Raw genomic sequence first — 21,215 nt, forward strand, 5'->3', positions numbered from 1 at the left:
GTCATGGGCATACTACTTAGCAGATTAATGAAGATGCCTTGTTTTAAGAATGCAAAATTAGTGGCAGGAACAGTCGAGAATAAGAATACTTATGTAGAAGGTATTACAATAATAGAGAGGCCAGATATAGCTAACTGGATTAAAGGTGGAGAACTTCTCTTATCTAGCTTTTACTCAATTGACAAAAATATCGAGGCACAAAAAATCTTAGTGACAGAATTGGCAGAAAAAAAAGCCGCTGCATTAATAATAAAAACCTCTAGATTTTTAACTACTATACCTGATGAAATAATAGATTTAGGAAATCAACTAGATTTTCCAATCATTGAAATATCAGGAGATACAAAATATATTGATATTACTTACCCAGTCATGGGAGAAATATTTAATGATCAGGTCAATAGATTAAATTATTATAAGGATTGCCACGAAAAATTTACCAAGCTATCACTTAAAATGAAGGGGATATCAGCTGTTGCAGAAACCCTTGGAGATTTAGTTGAAAATCCAGTAATAATATTAAACAATGAATTAACTCCAATAGCTTGGAATGATCCTAAATATAAAGATATAGATATAATTGATGATAATATTAAGGGCTTAGTAGAAAAGGATTATCCGGTTTATGGATTAAAGATGAAAATACCAAATACAAATGATACTATATATACTATGATAATAGAGCCGATTCAAGTGTTAAATGAAATAAGAGGATATTTAGGTGTACTTGAGAAAAACAGAATAATGGAGGAATTAGACTTTATTGCCTTAGAGAGTGCTGCAACTACATTGAAATTGGAGATGTTAAAAGATGTAGCAGTCACAGAAGTTGAGCTAAAATATAAAGGTGATTTAATGGATGATTTGATAAATGAAAGAATAGATTCTATACAAAGCATCTATGATAGAGGCAATTTATTTGGCTGGAATTTAAAAAGATCATTTATAGTCACTCTCTTAAATATTAGTCAATATGAAAAATATATTAATAATAAGAAAAACTTAACTGAAGGATTACATCTATTGATGGATAAAATAAAAAAACGTATAGATAGAGTATCTTATTATTATACTACAGATTATATCTCTATAAATAAAGGTGATTATATAATAATGTTGTGGCCTATAGAAAAAGGAGCTAATTTAAGAAGTTCATATAATGCAATTAAAGAATTTGGACAGGAACTCAAAAGAGTAATCTCAGATGAAATAGGAAATATTGAGGTATCCATAGGAATTGGTGGATTAGCAGAAAATCCTTTAGAAATAGGTAAGTCTTATTCTGAGGCTAAGGATGCAGTAAATTTTGGATATAGGATATTTGGAAAGGATTTCATCACTACCTTTGAAGAATTAGGAATATATAAGCTTTTATGCAGATATGAAAATAGGGATGATTTGAAGAAATTTGTTCATCCATCTTTATGGATACTTAAAGAGTATGATAAAGATAAGAATAATGAACTTATAGATACTTTGGAAAAGTATTTACACTGCAATCTAAATGCAGTAAAAACTGCTGAAGAATTATTTGTTCATTATAAAACGGTATTATATAGACTAAATAGAATAAAGGAATTAACTAATTTAGATATAGAGAACAGGGCAAATATGCTTGAAATCGAAGTAGGACTCAAGATTCTTCGTATAATAAACTAAGGTAGCTTCCACATTGTGGAAGCTACTTTAGTTTATGCTGTTAATATCTAGTTATATTATATTTCAGGATCTCTGTTACAGTCTTTAGAGTAAACATATGAAAAAGGTTCATATCCTATAGCGTAAGTAGCTTGTTGTACATAAGGTCCCATCCATATGAAATCACCTTTTTTCACTGATACCCAATTATTATCTAAGTTATACATACCTTCACCAGACAGTAAATATGCTCCATGTTCTTGAACGTGAGTTTCAATGAATGGATGAGAGCCACCAGGCTGGAAGGTTAAAATATGGAAATTCATATCAAAGGATAAATCTGTTGGTAGTAAGTCTATTAAAGTTACGTCTTCCATATCATCATAAAATATTGCTTCTAGGTTTTTAACATTATTGCTTACAACCCATGGTTCTTTTATACCATCGGCAGGAATATATCTTTGCTTATAAAGTACAAATTTTGTACCTTCCTTTGAATTATTTTCAATAATCATGGTGAGACTTGGCGGTGTATATACATATCCACCTTCAGTTAACTCATATTTAGTTCCATCAACGATAACATCTAGGCTTCCTTCTACTACATATACGAAAGTTTCAATACCATCCCCTCCAAAGCCCTTAGTATTTCCTCCGCCAGCTTCCATATTAATTAGATATTGAACAAAACTAGCACCTAGTTTTGGAGATGCAACCACACTAATTCTACACTTTTCAAAATGTGGAATAATATTATTAACAAGTCCTTCTGGTGTAATAAGAGCATAGCTGCCATGTCTTATAATTGATCTACTGCTTAATAAATCATTACGATAACCCATAATTAATTCTCCTTTCAATCAATTTACATTAATTATATCATATATATATTATGAAATTTATTGGGGCAAAAACCTTTATCCATTGTTGATAAAAATAATACAGCTTTTTATCCTTGATGGACTGTGATAAAGATGTAGAATAGAGATGTGTCGTAAAGTTAGATAAATAACAAACATTGGGAGGCGATATTATGAAGAAGCTAAATATGACAAACAAGATTATGATTGCAATGATTCTTGGAATGGCAGCGGGGCTAATCATAGGTCCAGCTATTGGTCCAATAAAAGTAGTCGGAGATATTTTTCTTCGTTTAATTCAAATGTCAGTGGTGGTTCTAATAATGGGTGCAGTTATTGAAGCAGTGGGAAGCTTAGACCCTAAAGAACTTGGGAAATTAGGAGGCAAAATATTTGCTTGGTTTATGGGGCTAACTGCATTGGCAGCAGCTCTCGGCATAGGACTCGGATACATAGTTAAACCAGGGGCAGGACTGAATATGGATATGGGAACTACAACTATAACTGCCTCTCAGCAAACATTATCTGAAATGATAGTAGGTTTCTTCCCTACTAATATTATCGATGCTATGGCTAAGGCAAATATGATACAAGCAATTATATTCTCGATTTTATTTGGTTTATCATTAAGTGTAATTGGAAAACAGGATAAGGATAATGTAGTTCTCAATTTTATTAGACATTTCAATGTGGCAATTTTAAATGTTGTTAAAATGGTAATGAACCTTGCACCGATTGGAATTTTTGCATTATTAGCATGGGTTACTGGATCTATAGGCGTTAAAGTAATTATTCCACTAGCTAAGTTTTTAGGTAGTATGGCTATAGGAACCGTTATTTATATGATATTCTTAATCCTCATTTCTGCTGCATATGCCAAGGTTAGCCCTATGAGGTTAGCTAAACATCTTTGGAAGATGACGGTTGTTGCTTTCACTACGACTTCTTCTGCTATTACTCTTCCAACTAAAATGGAAGATAGCGAGATTAAGCTTGGAGTAAGTAAGAGAATTTCTAGATTAGTTAATCCTCTGGGAATGGCCCTTAATAGTAATGGATTATCACTTTATCTATCATTAGCTTGTGTTACGTTAGCACAATTTTTTGGTATGGAAATGTCAATAGCTGAATTAGTTAAGATAGTAGTATTATCAACTTTAGCTTGTTTAGGAACAGTTGTAGTGCCAGGTGGTGGTTTGGTTGCTCTTGCAACAGTTCTACCGGCAATGGGATTGCCGCCAGAAAGTATTGCATTACTAGCTGGTATAGATTGGTTCTCAGGGATGTTTAGAACTGTATTAAACGTAGATTGTGATGCCTTAGTTGCCATGATGATAGCAGTTGACGAAAAAGAGCTTGATTATGATATATTTAATGGTAAAAAAGTAATTACCAGTTCTAATACACAATAGGTTTTTAGAGAACCCTGAGTAATAATCCATATGGGTTGTGATAAGGGGTTCTTTGTCATTGTTTATCCTTAATGGATAATTAATGCCATTTATATTTTCCAATATAAGAGAGCATTAAGATATATAATGATATTAGGTATGAAATATAAAATAAAATTAGAGAGGTGCAGAAATGATAAGAAGATCTAAGGATTATAATATAGAAGTAATCGATGGACTTAAAGGTGGAAAAGGTCATGTAACTGTAGTGAATTTCTTTGAGATGGAAGATTTTTTAGGTAAAGGAAGGCTCTATGGGAAATCAATTATAAAGCCAGGTAATTCTATTGGATATCATACTCATGAAGGAGATCAGGAAGCATATTTTATATTAAAAGGTAAGGCATTATATAATGAGAATGGTGTAGAAACAATACTTGAACCAGGAGATTTAGCTATCTGTAGAGATGGTGAATCCCACTCAATTGAATCAGCAGGAGAAGAAGATTTAGAATATATTATGTTAATTCTATACAATTAATTTATAAAATATTAGGAGGTATATAGTTATGGTACAAAAATTAGTAGCAATACCAGGTCCAACACCTGTAGTAAGAAGTATTCAAGATGAAATGGGTAGGGAAACAGTTGCTTTTGGTGACCCAAACTTTATAAAAGATTATAAAGAGTTGCTAAATGATATGATGGAATTATGGGATGCAACAGGTCAAGTTTTTGTAATAGCTGGTACAGGTACTATGTCAATGGAAATGTCAATAGCTAATACTATGAGATCTGGAGACAATATACTTATTGTATCTCATGGATTCTTTGGTAACAGATTTATTGAAATCTGTGAAAGAAGAGGTATTAATGTAGATGTGATTCAATCTGAATGGGGACAAATAGTACCAGTTTCAGACATTGAAAAGAAACTGTCACAAAAACATTACCATGCTATGACTGTAACTCATGTAGATACTTCAACAGGAGTTGCTGCTCCAGTAGCAGAAATCGGAGAGATGATGAAGAAGTTCCCAGAAACTTTATATATTGTAGATGGAGTTTGTGCTACAGCAGGAGAGCCAGAGAAATTAAATTCTATGAATATAGATGTTCTTTTAACAGGGTCACAGAAAGCATTTGGAGTATGCCCAGGATTAGCTATACTTTGGGCAAGTGAAAAAGCATTAGCTAGAAGAAAATCATTTGGCATGATTCCAGATTATTATATTGACTTTGAAAAGTGGATACCAATAATGGAGGATCCTTCAAAATACTTTGCTACACCAGCAGTAAACCTTATTTGGGCTTTAAAGGAATCTGTAAATATAATTAAAAAAGAAGGTATTGAAAATAGATACCAAAGACATATTAAGTATGCAAAGGCTACACAAGCAGCTCTTGAAGCTCTGGGATTTACTATTCTTGCAGATAAAGAACATAGAGCAGTTACTTTATCAAATGTGTTGTATATGGATGGGATAAATGATGTAGAGTTCAGAAAGATATTGGCAGAAGAAGGTGCTGTAGTAGCAGGAGGACTTGCAGCTTATGCAGGTAAAATGTTCAGATTTGGACATATGGGTAATATAGATGAACACTATCTAGTGTCAGTTATGGGAGCTATTGAAAGAACTTTAATAAGATGTGGGATTGAAATCGAAGTTGGTAAAGGCGTAGGTACTTTATTAGGGAATTTAAGATAAAAGGTTGGAGTTTGGAGTATCGTCTTATGGTGGTAAGCCATAGGACGATATTCTTTTAATGTTTTATATAATTTTGATAAGTTTCAGTAATTCTTTTATCCACAATAGATAATGAATTAGTTTAGTAAAGGTAATATATTAGTAATAGAGTATTAAGATAGATTTTTCACAAATTTTTTACGAAAGGAAGTGTCAAAAATGGATACTATAAAGCCGTTAGATCTGGAGAATGAAACTATTGATTTTATTGAATGGCTAAGTAAAATGGGAGAGAGTTCAGAGGGCGGTATCACTAGATTATTATATACAGATGTTTGGAAACAAACTCAGGAAGCACTGAAACAACTATTAAAAGGAAAAGGATTTATAGCTTACTCTGATGAAGTAGGTAATCTTTTCGCCAGACTAGAAGGAAGTACTTTTAAGGATGAAACCATATTGACAGGTTCTCATATAGATACAGTAGTAAATGGAGGAAAACTAGATGGTCAGTTAGGTATAATAGGTGGAATTGTTGCGATGGAATATCTAAGAGATACCTACGGGCAACCAATCAGAAATATAGAAGTAGTAGCTATGGCAGAAGAGGAAGGAAGTCGGTTTCCATTTACATTTTGGGGCTCAAAAAATATAATAGGTTCAGTTAATAGAGAAACAGTAGCTGAGTTAAAAGACGAAGATGGAGTAGGATTCATCGAGGCTATGCATAATGCAGGATTTGACTTTAAAAACAGTAAAATTAGAGAAGATTTAAAAGCTTTTATCGAGCTTCATATAGAGCAAGGCGGAGTACTTGAAATAGAAAAAAAATCAATAGGAATAGTAGAGCATATAGTGGGACAAAAAAGATATATGATAGAAGTTGAAGGTGAGGCTAATCACGCAGGCACAACTCCTATGGGATATAGAAGAGATGCAATGAATGGAACAAGCAGAATGATCTCAGAAATAATGGACCTTGCTGTAAATTATGGAGATCCATTAGTGGCTACTGTAGGTAAAGTAGAAGTAGTACCAAATACTACAAATGTTGTACCGGGCAAGGTAATATTTTCACTAGATGTAAGACATACAAACAAAGATGTAATGATTAAGTTTACAGATGAAGTAATAGAAAAACTTAAAGATATCGCTGTAAAGTTGGATTTGAAAATTAGTATAAATAACTATATGGATGGAGAACCAGTGGCTATGGATTCTAATCTTGTTAATACTATAAAAGAGCAATGTGAAGCAAAGGCTATAAATTATAAGCTAATGCATAGCGGAGCAGGTCATGATTCTCAAATATTTGCAGAGCATATACCAACAGCATTAATATTTGTACCAAGCCATAAAGGTATTAGCCATAATCCAGCTGAATTTACAGAAGCAAAGGATTTGGTAGAAGGTATTAAAGTTTTAATAGAAACTTTATATAATTTAGCATATAAATAATAATATTAAATAAAATTATACTAAAATAACTTTCTTTTTAGTCCTAGAGTTAAAAGGAAAGTTATTTTCTTTTAGAGTGAAGTATTAAGACTTTATCTAATTTTTGATAAAGATTGGCTTTAAATTAATGGGATAAATCGATAAAATTTTTTTATCCATATAGGATAAACCTTAACTTTGTTAAAAATAATATAATGTTATTAAGTCATAAATATATATTTAATAATTATCTAATACTCTAAGAAAGAGGGGAGAGAATGTTTGATTTAATTGTAAAAAATAGTCAAGTGGTTACATCACAAAGAATTTATAAGGCTGATATTTGTGTGAAAGATGGAAAAATAGCAGCAATAGTAGCACCAGAATCTGATATAGAAGCTAAAAAGGTTATCGATGCAGATAGTAAATACGTATTCCCAGGAGCCATAGATACCCATGCTCATCTAAATGATCCTGGATATACATGGAGAGAAGATTATGCCCATGGTACAGCGGCAGCAGCTGTTGGTGGAATAACTACTGTTATAGATATGCCTTTACAGAATGAACCAGCATTAACTAATGGCAAGATTTTTGACGATAAATACAATACTGTTTCGCCAAATGCTTATGTAGATTATTGCTTTTGGGGAGGTCTAGTAGACTATAATTTAAATTCCTTAGTTGAGCTAGATAGAAGAGGATGTGTGGCATTTAAATCCTTTATTGGACCAGTATCTCCAGATTATGTTTCACTTACTATGGGACAAGTGAGAGGGGCTCTTGAAATATTAAAAACTGCTGATGCAAGGGCAGGATTCCATTGCGAAGACTATTCAATTATTAAATGGGAAGAAGGAAGAGCGAAGAGAAAAGAGAAACAAACATGGGAAGACTTCCTAGACTCTCGTCCTCTAATAGCTGAAGTGATGTCTACTAAAAATATTATTGATTTAGCAAAGGAAGTAGGGGCAAAGGTTCATATTTGTCATGTAAGTCATCCAGCAGTTGCAGAGGTTATTCAAGAAGCACAGCAAGAAGGTATAGATGTTACAGGGGAGACTTGCAGCCATTATTTAACTTTTAATAGAGATGATGTTGTGAAGAATGGTAGCTTGTTTAAATGTGCTCCACCATTAAGAGAGGCAGAGGCTGTTGAAAAGATGTGGGAATATGTAGATAATGGAACTTTAAGCTGTGTTAGTTCAGATCATTCTCCTTGTGCCCTTGAAGAAAAAGATGAAGATACTCATGGAATATTTGGTGCATGGGGTGGAATCAGTGGTATTCAAAATGTAATGCAAGTTACATTTAGCGAAGGAGTTGTTAAGAGAGGATATTCTCCAACCATATTAGCACGTACATTAAGTGAAGGACCGGCTAAGGCTTTTAGATTATATGGAAGAAAAGGTGCAATTGAAGTAGGCTTTGATGCAGATCTAGTAATTCTAGATCCAGAAAAGGAATGGGAGATTACACCAGAGTCTCTACAATATGTTAACAAAATCTCAGCATTTGTAGGATTAAAAGGAAAAGGGTTACCAGTTTGCACTATTTTAAGAGGAGAAGTTGTAGCAGAAGAAAATAATGTAGTTGGTAAAAAAGGTTATGGTCAATTAGTGAAAAAAGAAAATTAGGATGGAGGAAATAGGATGACTACAATGGAGAATAAAATGACCGAGATAGATCAAGTATATATTGACAGAGCTAAGCCAGAACTATTACCTACGAAAGAAAGAATAATGGATAATCTTTCTTATCTAGCAGCTTTTTTAGGAGGATGTGTTTCCATAGGAACTTTTTCCATGGGAGCTAGTTTGATTGGAGTTTTAAATTTAACTCAAGCAATTCTTGCTATGGCAATTGGATGTTCTGTTATAGCTATAGCACTTGTATTATCAGGGTCTGCAGGGCATAAATATGGGATACCTTTTACTGTTCAAGCTAGGAGTTCTTTTGGTTTCCGTGGAGTTAAAATACCAGGTTTCCTTAGAGGAATACCTGCAATTGTTTGGTTTGGATTTCAATCTTGGGTAGGTGCTGGAGCTATAAATGTAAGCTTAAAAACCTTAACAGGATTTGATAATTTGCCGATAGTATTTGTTCTTTTCACTGCATTACAAGTTATTCTAGCAATCAACGGATTTCACGGAATTAAATGGTTGGAAAATATATCTGTAGTCTTTATATTAGGAATTCTTGGTTATATGTTTTATACTGTATATACAAAATATGGGGTGGAGGTAGCGGCTACTATAACTAATATTAAAGGTACATGGGGACTGCCATTCTGGGGTGGAACTACTGCATTTTTAGGAATTTATTCAACAATGATTTTAAATGGGTCTGACTATTCCAGAGAGTTAAAAAGAGAAACTAAGCCAGCTATGACAGGAAGTCTTTATTGGTTATCTATTCTTCCAGCTACATTATTTATGGGATTAATTGGACTTATGGTTTCTGGAGCTACAGGTAATAATGATCCAGTGGCTGTATTTTCAACTGCTATGGATAATCAGTTTCTAACAATTATGACACTTATGTTTGTTGCATTTGCACAAGTTACAACAAATGTACTAAATAATATAGTTCCTCCTGTTTATGTACTTATGGATACATTCCATTTATCTTATAAGAAATCTGCAATTTTAGTTGGGATTTTGTCTATATGTACATTCCCATGGTTGTTAGTAAGACCAGAATCTGCAGGTGGATTGTCATTATTCGTTCAAATATATTCAGCATTCTTAGGACCTATATTTGCAGTACTTGTAGTAGATTATTTCATCATTAGAAAGAAAAAATTAAACTTGAACGATTATTATAATGCAGATGGAGCTTTTAAAGGAATCAACTGGGCTGGAGTTATAGCAATAATCGCTGGTTCAATAGTATCCTTATTCTTTGTTCAAATATCATGGTATGCAAGTTTATTACCAACAGGGCTATTATATTATTTCCTAATGAAAAATATGAAGAAAGCTGCTCCATTTAGAAAAGGAACTATTTTCGAATAAATGTAATTGTTATAGATGAAATCATTCAGCTTTGATTTTTTAAAGTTGCTTACTTTTTCGAAGATATCTAATTAACACTTAACAAAACCATAAAAGCTTCATCTTAAGTAATCTACTTAGGATGGGGCTTTTTATATAAGTTATTATCCACTTAGGATATAAGAGATATGATTTCTTTATCAACATTTGATAGGTAATTTAGCTGCATTTTATAGAATAATGGAAATAAGGGTAAAGATAAGGCTATTTCTTTATTTAATATGTGTATATGAGGAGAAGTTGTAGATAAATTAGTGGATAGATTAAAGACAGGTGATGAATTATCCACAGAAATCTTTAATTTGGAAGATGCTAAAATTTTTGATTCTACGATTTCAGTTTATTAATGGAAGAAAAACTTAGCAAAATAGCTAAGGAAACTTGTGTAAGCTTTATTATGGAGGCTAAACATGCTGTATTAAGCTCAGCAATGGGACTAATAAAAATGGGATATAAAAGTGGTACATTCAGAGAGATATTGTTAGGAGATGTTTCTAAATATTAAGGGAGGAATCTATATGTATAAAGAGTTGGTAATACCGCAAAGAACTATAATGACACCTGGTCCTGCAGAAGCAGAACCAAGAGTGTTAAGGATTATGAGTGCACCAATATTAGGTCAATATGATCCTAATTTCTTACAAATAATGGATGAAACAATGGAATTAACTAGATATATATTCCAAACTGAAAATCATCAAGCTTTTCCAGTAGATGGAACTGCTAGGGCAGGAATAGAGGCTGTAATTTCAAGTATAATAGAGCCTAATGATAAGGTTTATATCCCCATATTCGGTAGATTTGGTCATCTTATGACAGAGCTATCTAGAAGAGCTGGAGGAGACGTATATACGACAGAAATCCAATGGGGTAAAACCTATGAGTTTGAAGATTTGAAAAATGAAATAATAAAAGTAAATCCTAAGGTAGTAGCAGTAGTTCATGGAGAAACCTCAACAGGCCGTATGCAGCCCTTAGAAGAGCTAGGTAAATTTTGTCGTGAAAATGACATTCTGTTAGTAGTCGATGCAGTAGCTACTTTGACAGGTACAGAATTTAAGACTGATGACTGGAATATAGACGCTGTCATTACTGGAACACAAAAGTGCTTATCAGTACCTACAGGGATGGCACCTTTAACATATAATAAAAGAGTAGAAAAGATATTAAGTGAAAGGAAAAAAGTTGAGCAAGGATTACAGATAGATTCTTATAATGACAGGATGATAAGTTCAAATTACCTAGATTTAAGCCAAATACAAGAATATTGGAGTCCAACTAGACTAAATCATCATACAGAGTCAACTTCTATGCTATATGCCTTAAGGGAAGGACTTAGAATAATCAAAGAGGAAGGACTTGAGGTAGAATTGCCCGTCATGCATTAAATGAGAAAGCACTGGTAGCAGGTATAGAAGCTATGGGACTTCATATATTTGGTGATAAGGTAAATAAATTGCCGACAGTAACATGCGTATATGTACCAGAAGGAATCAAAGAGGATGAAATTCGTGAGAGAATGATAGAAGATTTTGGGGTGGAGATAGCAGCAGCCTTTGGCTCTTTATCAGGTAAGATATGGAGGATAGGTTCCATGGGATATAGCAGTCGTAAGGAAAATATACTAAAAGTACTTTCTGCTTTGGAAACTTCTTTAATTAGAAATGGGGCTATTGTAAATAGAGGAGAAGCCTTACAAGCAGCTTTAGATGTATATGAGGAGAAAAGATAGAATTAAGAAAAAATAAGTATCATTTATGGTGCCTGGCACCATAAATGATACTTATTTTCTCGAGGCTTTCTCAGTATTAAACAGTAAAAAACTTGATTATTTTATTGTCAAAAATTCCCTTTGCACTAATGGGATAAATTGGAAGAATTCTTTTATCTATAAAGGATAAACAAAAGATTGTTAAAAATAATATAATGTTCATAAGTAAAATAAAAAAGGAGGAAATAGGATCTCATAAGCTGTGCGTAAAATTTTATATGCTTTTGTTGAAGTTAATATTAATTGGGGGGTTGGACAATGAGTACAGTAGATAATGCTATTGTAGATGGTATTGGGCATGACGGACAGGATGAATCCTTATATCCTGTAAAGGAACGTATTTTAGATAACTGGTCTTATTTGTTTGCATGGTTAGGTGGTTGTGTATCAATAGGTACATTTACCTTAGGCTCAAGTATGACTCATGAACTTAACATTGTTCAAGCATTAGTAGCCATGTTTATAGGAGCAACAGTTGTGGCAGTTGGATTAGTGTTTAATGGTAAATTTAGTCACAAATATGGTGTTCCTTATACTATTCAACTTAGATCTGCCTTTGGTATAAAAGGCTCTAAGCTTCCAGGCTTTATAAGAGGGGTTCCAGCTATAATATGGTTTGGCTTCCAATCATGGGTAGGAGCATCAGCTATTAATATGGTATCATATTCATTATTTGGGTATGAAAACCAAGTGTTATTTTTTATACTTTTTCAATTAATACAAATTGCTTTAGCAACTACAGGATTTAAGGGAATCAAATGGCTAGAAAACATAGGTTCAATATTTATTCTCTTAACGCTTACTTATATGTTCTTTAGTGTAATAAATAAATACGGTGCAGTAATATCTTCAGAAATTGTAGATTTCAAAGGGTCCTGGGGTTTACCTTTCTGGGGAGGAGTTACAGCGTTTACAGGAGTTAACTGTACAGTACTTTTAAATGTAGGAGATTATGTAAGAAACTACAAGCAAGGAACAAAACCTGCAATTACAGGATTAATATATTGGGCAGCTATATTACCAATAACTATATTCATGGGTATGATAGGACTTATAGTATCAACTGCTACTGGAATGGCTAATCCAATAGATGTATTCTCGTCAGCAGTAGACAATCAATTCTTAGTAATTGTAACGATGATATTCATAGCAGCAGCACAGATTACTACTAATGTTTTGAACAATATATTACCTCCTTCATATGTATTGATGGATACATTTAAACTTTCCTTCAAAAAATCTGCTATAATTGTTGGATTACTTTCATTTGCTACATTTCCATGGAAGTTAATTAGTCCAGAGTCAGCAGCAGGACTTAATCTATTTGTACAAGCGTACTCAGCATTTTTAGGACCAATATTTGCAGTACTTATAGTTGATTACTTCTTTATTAAAAAAGAAAAAATTAATTTGGCAGATTTATATAATGAAGAAGGACCTTTTAAAGGAATAAATTGGGCAGCAATTATTGCTATTGCAGTAGGTGCAATTGTAGCTCTATTAGAAGTAAGATTATCATGGTATGCAAGTCTGCCACCTACAGCATTAACATATTATATTTTAATGAAAAAAATGCCATCAGCAAAAACCTACTGGTAAAAATCTAGGAATCTAAGGTTATATAGGAGGAGAATATTATGAGTAAATATGATTTAATCATTCGTAATGGTATAGTAGTAACAGATGAATCAGTGGAAAAACTAGATATTGCTGTAGCTGATGGGGTAGTAGTAGAATTGAAGCCTGAAATAACTGGTATTGCCATAGAGGAAATAGATGCTCATGGGAGATATATATTGCCAGGTGGTTATGATTGTCATGTTCATTTTAATGAACCAGGTCGTACAAATTGGGAATCATTACTTACTGGCACATCTTCTCTTGCAGCTGGAGGAATGACCTCATTTACAGATATGCCGCTTAATTCAACACCTGTAACAACAAATGGAGAGAATTTTGATTTAAAACTTGAGGCAGCTAAGAGAAATTCGCTTGTTGATTATAGCTTCTGGGGTGGATTAACACCTAATAATTTAGAAAATCTAGAAGAATTAGCAGAAAGAGGAGTAGTTGGCTTTAAAGCCTTTACATGTTTTAGCGGTCTGGAAGAATTTGAAGGTGCAGACGATTGGACATTATACAAGGGTATGGAAATCGCTGCTAAACTGGGATTACCAGTATCAGTGCATGCTGAAAATAGGGACATAACAAATAAACTAACAGACAAGTTTATAAAAGAAGGTAAAACTACACCTAGGGATTTCCTAAACTCTAGACCAGAGATTTCAGAAATTGAAGCTGTTCAAAGAGTTATATTATTTGCTGAAGAAACAAAGTGTAAACTTCATATTGCCCATATTAGTACTGCAAGAGGAGTTCAGCTAGTTGCTGAAGCTAGAAAAAAAGGTATAGATGTAACCTGTGAAACTGTTTCTCAATATTTAACATTTACAGAAGATGATTTAGAAGGATTAGGGGCAATAGGGAAATGCTGTCCACCTCTTAGAGCAAAGGACACAAAAGAAAAACTATGGGGACATGTTCTTGTAGGGAATGTGGATATAGTTTGCTCAGATCATTCACCAGCACCATTTGAATTAAAGAAAGATAGCAACTTCTTCAAGGTATGGGGAGGAATATCAGGCTGTCAATCTACAATGAATGTAATGCTTACTGAAGGATATCATAATAGAGGACTATCACTTATAGATGTTTTCAAACTTATATCACTAAATCCAGCAGAAAGATTTGGAATAAAAAATAAAGGTGCAATAAAAATAGGATATGATGCGGATGTGGTTTTAGTTGACTTAAATGAAAGTTTTGTCTTAAAAAATGAGGATTTATTTTATATGCATAAAGTAAGTCCGCTTGTAGGATTGAACTTTAAAGGAAAGATTGCACGAACAATTCTTAGAGGAAAGACTATATTCCAAGATGGGAAAATAGTATCTGAACCTATAGGAAAATTTTTGAGACCTTAATATATTAAAATAACTTTAGATTTTGGTTACCTTAATCTAAAGTTATTTTAGTTTTTTGTAGTATAATATAATTATATAAGGAGGGGATTTAGTGGACTTAATATTAATAAATGGGAAAATCTATACTATGGATGAAGAAAGAAATATGTTCGAATCCATTGCAGTGAAGGAGGATATTATCCAAAAAGTTGGTAGGACTCAGGAAATAATATCACTTAAGACAGATAATACAATAGTTTATGATTTAAAAGGCAAAGTTGTTGTACCTGGATTTAATGACAGCCATATGCATTTATTAAGTTATGGACATTCTTTAAAAAGGATAGATCTTGTAGGAACTAATTCTATAGATGACATAAGTAATAGGATTAGGAGAGCTATTGAAGAGAAGTGTATAGAAAAAGGAGAATGGATTAATGGCAGAGGCTGGAATCAGGATTACTTTCAGGGAGAAAAAAGATTTCCAACAAGATATGATTTAGATAACATATCTTTAGATCATCCTATTTTAATCGGAAGGGCATGCGGACATATTGTTGTAGTAAATAGTAAGGCATTAGAATTATTAAATATAACAAAAGACACACCACAAGTAAATGGAGGCCATTTTGATTTAGATGAGAAGGGAGAGCCTTTAGGTATATTTAGGGAAAATGCCGTTGGATTAGTATACGGTAATCTTCCAAGCCCTACAATAGAAGAGATAAAAGATATGATGGTAGATGCTATTAGAGATATGAATAGATGTGGTATTACTTCTGTTGGAACTGACGATTTAGGTGCATTTTCAGATGGAGATTACGAGAAAGTAATATTAGCATACCAAGAGTTAAAAGAAGAAAATAAATTGAAAATGAGGATATATGAGCAGTGTTTAATTCCTGATATAGATGAATTGCAAGGATTTATAGAAAAAGGGTATAGAACTTCTTGGGGTGATAGATTTTTTAAAATAGGACCTTTGAAATTGTTGATAGATGGTTCTTTAGGTGCTAGGACCGCAGCTTTAGTTGAACCTTACTCTGATGATACTAATACAAAAGGAATAACTACTATTAGTCAAAAAGAATTAGATGCTATAGTAGATTTAGCTAATAGCAATAATATGCAAACAGCAATCCATGGCATAGGAGATAAGGCCATGTATATGGCTTTTGAAAGTATGGAAAAAGCTCTGAGTAAGAATCCTAAAGAAGATCATCGTCATGGTATAGTTCATTGTCAGATAACTGATGAAGAGCTTCTGGAAAAGTTTTCAGAATTAAAAGCAATAGCTTATATACAGCCTATATTTTTAGATTATGATTGGAAAATTGTAAAGGATAGGGTTGGAGAGGATAGGGAAAAAACTTCATATAATTGGAAATCTATGTTAGACAGAAATGTACCTATAGCCTGTGGGTCCGACTCTCCAGTTGAGACATTTAATGTGTTGAAGGGAATATACGAAGCTGTTACTAGAAAAGATCTAGAGGGAAATCCTGCTGGAGGATGGTTGCCAAATCAAAAGTTAACAGTTGAAGAGGCAGTATATGGCTATACCATGGGAGGAGCTTATGCTTCCTTTGAAGAAAATATAAAGGGATCATTAGAAGAGGGAAAGCTTGCAGATATGGTTATATTGTCGAAAGATATATTTAATATAGAAGAAGATAGTATAAAGGATGTAGATGTGGTAGCTACCATATTTGGGGGAGAAATAGTATTTGAAAATAAGTAACAAAAACGGTGGCCGTCCCAGCCGCCATATATAGTTAGTTAGAAATAGATTCTCTATATAACTATAAAATCTAGGTGGCTGAGGTTGCACCGTTTTTGTTACTTATTAATTATAATTTTATATTTCTAAATATTTCTTGTAGATTATCAGCTAATCTAGCTAAGGAATCTGTAGATCCAGTGATTTCATCCATAGATGCCATTTGTTCCTCAGTTGCTGAGTAAACATTATAGATTTGTTCAGCTACTTCATGTGATATGGATTCTGCCGTTTGAATGGAATTCACTACTTCATCTATACTGCTACCAACATTGGTTATAGCTCTTGCACTTTTAGACATACCTGAATTCATATCATCAATAATCTTGGCTATATAATCAAAGGTTTTTTTAGTGTCATTAACTTTTTTTATCCCTTTGTTTACCTCTTCGTTACTAAATTCCATATGGCGGCTTGTATCTATTATTAGATCATGATTGTTTTTAATGATATCATTGATTTCATCTGTAGAGTCTTTAGTTTGGTCAGCAAGTTTTCTAATTTCATCAGCTACTACAGAAAATCCTTTTCCGGCTTCCCCAGCCCTTGCTGCTTCTATAGCTGCATTTAGAGCAAGTAAATTTGTTTGTTCTGCTATGTTTTGGATAACTATTAAAATTTCATCCATTTTTTTAGAGCTATTGTTTATATCCTCAAGATAAAGCTTTACTTTATTAGTGCTATCTTTTATATTGTCCATTTGTTCTATTACTTCATCTACAGCTTTTTTACCCTTATCTGTATTTTCAAAGGCTTCTTTACTAAGTTTTTCTACTAATGTGCTTTCATCTAATGCAATTGTAAATTGGTTCAATACATTGTTCATTTCAGTTGATACTTTGAGTATTTCTTGTAACTGAACATGAGATTTTTCAGATATATTATTGGCAGATTCAGCTATAGACGTGGAGGCGGCTGAAGATTCTTCCGTTATGGCAGCCAACTCTTGAGATGATGCTGCTACAAGCTGAGAAGAGCTCTGAGTTTCAATAGCGAATCCTTTTATACTATCGATTACCTTTTGGATAGCCTGTGCCATAATTCCAAGTTCATCTTCTCTATTTAGAACTTTTTTATCTATGGTAAATGTTAAATCTAGCTCTGATAAATGCTTCGTTTTATTGCTCATATCAATAATTTTATCGATTATTCCACGATTAATAAGATATGATAAAGCTAAGCCAATAATTAATAATATGCTTCCAATAGTAATCAAAGTTTTTTTCAAGGAATTTAAGTCTTTTAAGATTTCATTTTCAGTGATATTTACGATGATTGTCCACCCTTTAGATGGAATAGGTGCATATCCTAAATGAATAATTTTACCATCTTCTTCATATTGCCCAACTCCAGATTCTTTTTTTCCTATATTTTCTATTATCTTTTCTACATCTGACTTAGAACTCGCTGATACTCTTTCAGTCAAGGTGTTGAAACTAACCTTAGTCTCAATTCCGCCATTAGTGGCACTAGACACAGTTGTATCACTGGTAGCACCAGATACTACAGTTGGATGAGAAACAATATCTATATCTTCGTTTAAAAGATAAGCAAAGCCAGTATCGCCAATTCTAATATCACTCGCTAAACCATAAAATTCATTTGCATCCTTAAAAGCTATGATGACTCCTACTATTTTGTTATTAAATTTGATCGGGGTGGAAATGGCTACATCCATATTTTTAGATTGGCTATTATAGAATGGTTGAGAAAAATATGATTTACCATTATTGGCTATTTTGAAATAGTCATAATTTAATACAGTTACGGTATTATTATTGTCTAAGATTAAATTTCCTCTTGTATCTGCAATGCCAATACCTGTTAACCCTAATCTACCTTTTTCAACTTTAAGTAATTCTAATTTTTCCTCCCATGGTATGCTAGGATCTCCTAAAAATTCAAAGTTCCCTAGAGGCTCTATGGAAGAAATATACATTTGTATTCTTGACTCTACAATGTTTGCAGAATCAATTGCTTTGTTTAGTAATAATTCTTCCGATGAATTAATTAGAGAATTTTTAGCAATGAGATATGTAGTAGTACCTACAATGGCGGAGAATGTAACAATGATTAGTGTAAGGGTTAACATTAAAGCGGTTCCAATACTTTTTCTTTTCTTTTTCTTAGTTTTGTCTTTAGTTTGAATCACATTATTCACTCCTCGTGGCAATGTATTATATCGAGTATTATTATACCCTATATTTTCCAGTTGGTCACATACTAAATTTCAATTATAGATATAATTAATTTAAATAAGTTAGATATAAGAGATTAATCAAGTAGGATATAACAGATTTTTCAAATAATAAAATAGTTTCAAAAAATTGATAAAAGTTACGCAATTGACTTTATCACAACTAAGTGATATACTGATAGAATAATAAAGGCTTCTATTTAAACTAAATACATTAAGGAAGCCTTTTTTGAAACCCATTTAAGTCAAGTTCAAATTAAAAGGTGACATAATAATTCCTGCAAACTTTAAATTATTTATGTATTTAGGGCGTGTAATCATTCATGCCTTTAATAAAATAAAAGGGAGGAATTTAAATGAAGAAAAAGGCATTTTTATTTATTTTGTCAGCAATTTTAGTGCTAGGGTTATTAGCAGGATGTGGCACAAAACAAACATCTGGCTCAGATAGCGATGTTATTAAAATAGGCGTATTTGAACCTATGACTGGTGCTAGTGCAGCTGGTGGAGAGATGACAGTAGAAGGTATTAAGCTAGCTAATGAAAAATTGGGAACAGTATTAGGCAAAAAAGTAGACTTAGTTATAGTAGATAATAAATCGGATAAGGTTGAAGCAGCAAATGCGGCATCAAGACTTATTGATAAGGACAAAGTAGTTGCAATCATTGGTAGCTACGGCAGTTCATTATCCATGGCAGCGGGAGATATCGTTAAAGCTGCACAGATTCCAGCAGTAGGTTGTTCACCTACTAACCCACTTGTTACTTTAAATAATGATTATTATTTTAGAGTATGTTTCATTGATCCATTCCAAGGTACAGTTATGGCTAACTATGCATTTAAAGACTTAGGTGCAAAGAAAGCAGCTATAATACAAGACGTACAGCAAGATTATTCCGTAGGACTTTCCACATATTTTGAACAAGCTTTTATAGAATTAACTGGCTCTGCAGATTCTATAGTTGGTAAAACTTCTTATAATACAGGAGATCAAGACTTCTCAGCTCAACTTACTAATATCAAATCATTAAATCCAGATGTAATATTTGCTCCAGGAAATTATGGTGAATCAGCATTATTGATTAAGCAAGCAAGAGACTTAGGCATTACAGCTCCTATACTTGGTGGAGATACTTGGGAAGCTCCAGAATTTATAGAAATAGGTGGAGCGGCAGTAGAAGGGGCAGTATATAGTACTCACTTTACATCAGAGTCTCCTGTAACTGAGGTATCTAAGACTTTCCTAGAAGATTATAAAGCTAAATACGGTAAAGAAGCCAATGCTTTTGCAGCTCTAGGTTACGATGCTTATATGGTAATTATAGATGCTATTGAAAAGGCTGGCTCAACAGATTCAGTTGTTATAAGAGATAAGATTGCAGCAACTAAGGACTTTGTGGGTTCAACTGGAGTTATTACTTTAGATGAAAATGGAGATGCTGTTAAATCTGCAGTCATAAATCAAGTTAAAGATGGCAAGTTTGTTTACTTAACAACAGTAGAACCAATAAAATAAAAGGACTAAATGGAGGAATTATGATGAGCATACAAGAATTTTCACAACATATGGCTAATGGTATTTCCTTAGGAAGTCTTTATGCTCTAATTGCTATTGGATATACTATGGTTTATGGAATATTAAGGCTTATAAACTTTGCCCATGGAGATATTTTTATGCTAGGTGTATATTTGACTTATTATGGTATAGCATATACTCCAATACCTTGGTATATAGTATTTATACTTTCCTCAGTTATTACTGGAATTTTGGGATTAATGTTAGAAAGACTTGCTTATAAACCTTTAAGGGGTTCACCGAGAATTACCATTCTTATATCTGCTATAGGAGCGTCATTCTTATTACAAAACCTAGGCGTATTAGTATTTGGAGGGAGGCCTAAGGCCTTCCCAACCCCTGAAATTTTTGATAAAGTAGCGAATATTGGAGGAGTTTCAATATCACTTGTAAACTTTATAATCCCCATAGTTACAGTAATTCTTTTGATTGGTTTAAATTTCTTCATTCAAAAGACAAGAACTGGTATGGCAATGAGAGCATTATCTAAGGACTACGAAGCAGCTAGCTTAATGGGAATAAATATTAATGGAACAATATCTACTACTTTCTTTATAGGTTCATTTTTAGCAGCTGTAGGTGGTATTATGTGGGGAATAAAATATCCTCAACTTATGCCTCATATGGGCGTATTACCTGGACTTAAATGCTTTATAGCAGCAGTAATTGGAGGAATAGGGAATATTACTGGTGCAGTTCTAGGAGGATTTATTCTAGGGCTGGGTGAGATACTCCTTATAGCATTTTTACCTGAACTAACAGGCTATAGAGATGCATTTGCCTTTATACTACTGATTATAATACTTCTTGTTAAACCAACAGGTTTAATGGGAGAAAAAATAGCGGAGAAGGTGTAG

General features: G+C 33.0%; 17 protein-coding genes. 15 read left to right on the top strand and 2 right to left on the bottom strand.

The genetic code is table 11. From position 1 onward, the window contains the following. Positions 1-3 precede the first annotated feature (3 nt). Complete coding sequence (locus tag CIW83_RS03805; protein WP_094899550.1) at positions 4-1,659, top strand: PucR family transcriptional regulator ligand-binding domain-containing protein; 1,656 nt, start codon at positions 4-6, stop codon at positions 1,657-1,659. 56 nt (positions 1,660-1,715) lie between these two features. On the opposite strand, the gene allE is transcribed toward CIW83_RS03805, so the two are convergent. Next, positions 1,716-2,480, bottom strand: coding sequence for a (S)-ureidoglycine aminohydrolase (gene allE, locus CIW83_RS03810; protein WP_094899551.1), 765 nt, complete (start codon positions 2,478-2,480; stop codon positions 1,716-1,718). A gap of 191 nt (positions 2,481-2,671) precedes the next feature. Between allE and CIW83_RS03815 the strand changes: the two genes are divergently transcribed. From CIW83_RS03815 to CIW83_RS03860, 12 genes are all read left to right on the top strand, one after another. Beyond that, the gene (locus CIW83_RS03815) at positions 2,672-3,910 is read left to right on the top strand and encodes a dicarboxylate/amino acid:cation symporter (protein WP_094899552.1); all 1,239 of its coding nucleotides are present in this window, start codon (positions 2,672-2,674) and stop codon (positions 3,908-3,910) included. Positions 3,911-4,082: 172 nt separating this feature from the next. Then, positions 4,083-4,430, top strand: a complete 348-nt coding sequence (locus CIW83_RS03820; protein ID WP_094899553.1) for a cupin domain-containing protein — start codon at positions 4,083-4,085, stop codon at positions 4,428-4,430. A 28-nt stretch (positions 4,431-4,458) separates the two neighbouring features. Continuing rightward, positions 4,459-5,598 carry an alanine--glyoxylate aminotransferase family protein gene (locus CIW83_RS03825; protein WP_201259663.1) on the top strand — a complete coding sequence of 380 codons (1,140 nt, stop codon included), beginning with the start codon at positions 4,459-4,461 and terminating at the stop codon, positions 5,596-5,598. 198 nt (positions 5,599-5,796) lie between these two features. Further along, positions 5,797-7,035: an allantoate deiminase gene (gene allC, locus CIW83_RS03830; RefSeq protein ID WP_094899555.1), complete on the top strand. Its 1,239-nt coding sequence runs from the start codon at positions 5,797-5,799 to the stop codon at positions 7,033-7,035. A gap of 257 nt (positions 7,036-7,292) precedes the next feature. After that, on the top strand, positions 7,293-8,651 hold the full coding sequence (gene allB / locus CIW83_RS03835) for an allantoinase AllB (protein ID WP_094899556.1): 1,359 nt from the start codon (positions 7,293-7,295) through the stop codon (positions 8,649-8,651). 15 nt (positions 8,652-8,666) lie between these two features. Next, on the top strand, positions 8,667-10,031 hold the full coding sequence (locus CIW83_RS03840) for an NCS1 family transporter (protein ID WP_094899557.1): 1,365 nt from the start codon (positions 8,667-8,669) through the stop codon (positions 10,029-10,031). 385 nt (positions 10,032-10,416) lie between these two features. Further along, positions 10,417-10,575: a hypothetical protein gene (locus tag CIW83_RS22090; protein WP_158220005.1), complete on the top strand. Its 159-nt coding sequence runs from the start codon at positions 10,417-10,419 to the stop codon at positions 10,573-10,575. A 13-nt stretch (positions 10,576-10,588) separates the two neighbouring features. Beyond that, entirely contained in the window at positions 10,589-11,458 is an 870-nt protein-coding gene (locus tag CIW83_RS03845) for an alanine--glyoxylate aminotransferase family protein (RefSeq protein ID WP_304440609.1), read from the top strand. Positions 11,459-11,490: 32 nt separating this feature from the next. Beyond that, positions 11,491-11,802, top strand: a complete 312-nt coding sequence (locus CIW83_RS24645) for a hypothetical protein (RefSeq protein WP_304440610.1) — start codon at positions 11,491-11,493, stop codon at positions 11,800-11,802. Positions 11,803-12,099: 297 nt separating this feature from the next. After that, positions 12,100-13,440 (top strand): NCS1 family transporter, encoded by a 1,341-nt coding sequence (locus tag CIW83_RS03850; RefSeq protein WP_094899558.1) that lies wholly within the window; start codon positions 12,100-12,102, stop codon positions 13,438-13,440. Positions 13,441-13,478: 38 nt separating this feature from the next. Continuing rightward, positions 13,479-14,825, top strand: a complete 1,347-nt coding sequence (allB, locus tag CIW83_RS03855) for an allantoinase AllB (RefSeq protein ID WP_094899559.1) — start codon at positions 13,479-13,481, stop codon at positions 14,823-14,825. Between the two features lie 91 nt (positions 14,826-14,916). Then, entirely contained in the window at positions 14,917-16,545 is a 1,629-nt protein-coding gene (locus CIW83_RS03860) for an amidohydrolase (RefSeq protein WP_201259664.1), read from the top strand. Positions 16,546-16,654: 109 nt separating this feature from the next. Here CIW83_RS03860 and CIW83_RS03865 read toward each other — a convergent pair whose 3' ends face one another. Next, positions 16,655-18,736: a methyl-accepting chemotaxis protein gene (locus CIW83_RS03865; protein WP_094899560.1), complete on the bottom strand. Its 2,082-nt coding sequence runs from the start codon at positions 18,734-18,736 to the stop codon at positions 16,655-16,657. Between the two features lie 401 nt (positions 18,737-19,137). Between CIW83_RS03865 and CIW83_RS03870 the strand changes: the two genes are divergently transcribed. Continuing rightward, positions 19,138-20,298, top strand: a complete 1,161-nt coding sequence (locus CIW83_RS03870) for an ABC transporter substrate-binding protein (RefSeq protein ID WP_094899561.1) — start codon at positions 19,138-19,140, stop codon at positions 20,296-20,298. A 23-nt stretch (positions 20,299-20,321) separates the two neighbouring features. Next, entirely contained in the window at positions 20,322-21,215 is an 894-nt protein-coding gene (locus tag CIW83_RS03875; protein ID WP_094899562.1) for a branched-chain amino acid ABC transporter permease, read from the top strand.

The organism is Tissierella sp. P1 (genome assembly GCF_002266425.1).
Taxonomy (GTDB): Bacteria; Bacillota; Clostridia; order Tissierellales; family Tissierellaceae; genus Tissierella; species Tissierella carlieri.

What these genes read in the sequence shown, in the direction of transcription:
- CIW83_RS24645 (WP_304440610.1), top strand. Translation starts at nt 11,491, where the DNA reads ATGGGACTTCATATATTTGGTGATAAGGTAAATAAATTGCCGACAGTA.
- CIW83_RS03815 (WP_094899552.1), top strand. Translation starts at nt 2,672, where the DNA reads ATGAAGAAGCTAAATATGACAAACAAGATTATGATTGCAATGATTCTT.
- allB (WP_094899559.1), top strand. Translation starts at nt 13,479, where the DNA reads ATGAGTAAATATGATTTAATCATTCGTAATGGTATAGTAGTAACAGAT.
- allB (WP_094899556.1), top strand. Translation starts at nt 7,293, where the DNA reads ATGTTTGATTTAATTGTAAAAAATAGTCAAGTGGTTACATCACAAAGA.
- CIW83_RS22090 (WP_158220005.1), top strand. Translation starts at nt 10,417, where the DNA reads ATGGAAGAAAAACTTAGCAAAATAGCTAAGGAAACTTGTGTAAGCTTT.
- CIW83_RS03875 (WP_094899562.1), top strand. Translation starts at nt 20,322, where the DNA reads ATGAGCATACAAGAATTTTCACAACATATGGCTAATGGTATTTCCTTA.
- CIW83_RS03820 (WP_094899553.1), top strand. Translation starts at nt 4,083, where the DNA reads ATGATAAGAAGATCTAAGGATTATAATATAGAAGTAATCGATGGACTT.
- CIW83_RS03870 (WP_094899561.1), top strand. Translation starts at nt 19,138, where the DNA reads ATGAAGAAAAAGGCATTTTTATTTATTTTGTCAGCAATTTTAGTGCTA.
- CIW83_RS03850 (WP_094899558.1), top strand. Translation starts at nt 12,100, where the DNA reads ATGAGTACAGTAGATAATGCTATTGTAGATGGTATTGGGCATGACGGA.
- CIW83_RS03825 (WP_201259663.1), top strand. Translation starts at nt 4,459, where the DNA reads ATGGTACAAAAATTAGTAGCAATACCAGGTCCAACACCTGTAGTAAGA.
- CIW83_RS03805 (WP_094899550.1), top strand. Translation starts at nt 4, where the DNA reads ATGGGCATACTACTTAGCAGATTAATGAAGATGCCTTGTTTTAAGAAT.
- allC (WP_094899555.1), top strand. Translation starts at nt 5,797, where the DNA reads ATGGATACTATAAAGCCGTTAGATCTGGAGAATGAAACTATTGATTTT.
- allE (WP_094899551.1), bottom strand. Translation starts at nt 2,480, where the DNA reads ATGGGTTATCGTAATGATTTATTAAGCAGTAGATCAATTATAAGACAT.
- CIW83_RS03845 (WP_304440609.1), top strand. Translation starts at nt 10,589, where the DNA reads ATGTATAAAGAGTTGGTAATACCGCAAAGAACTATAATGACACCTGGT.
- CIW83_RS03840 (WP_094899557.1), top strand. Translation starts at nt 8,667, where the DNA reads ATGACTACAATGGAGAATAAAATGACCGAGATAGATCAAGTATATATT.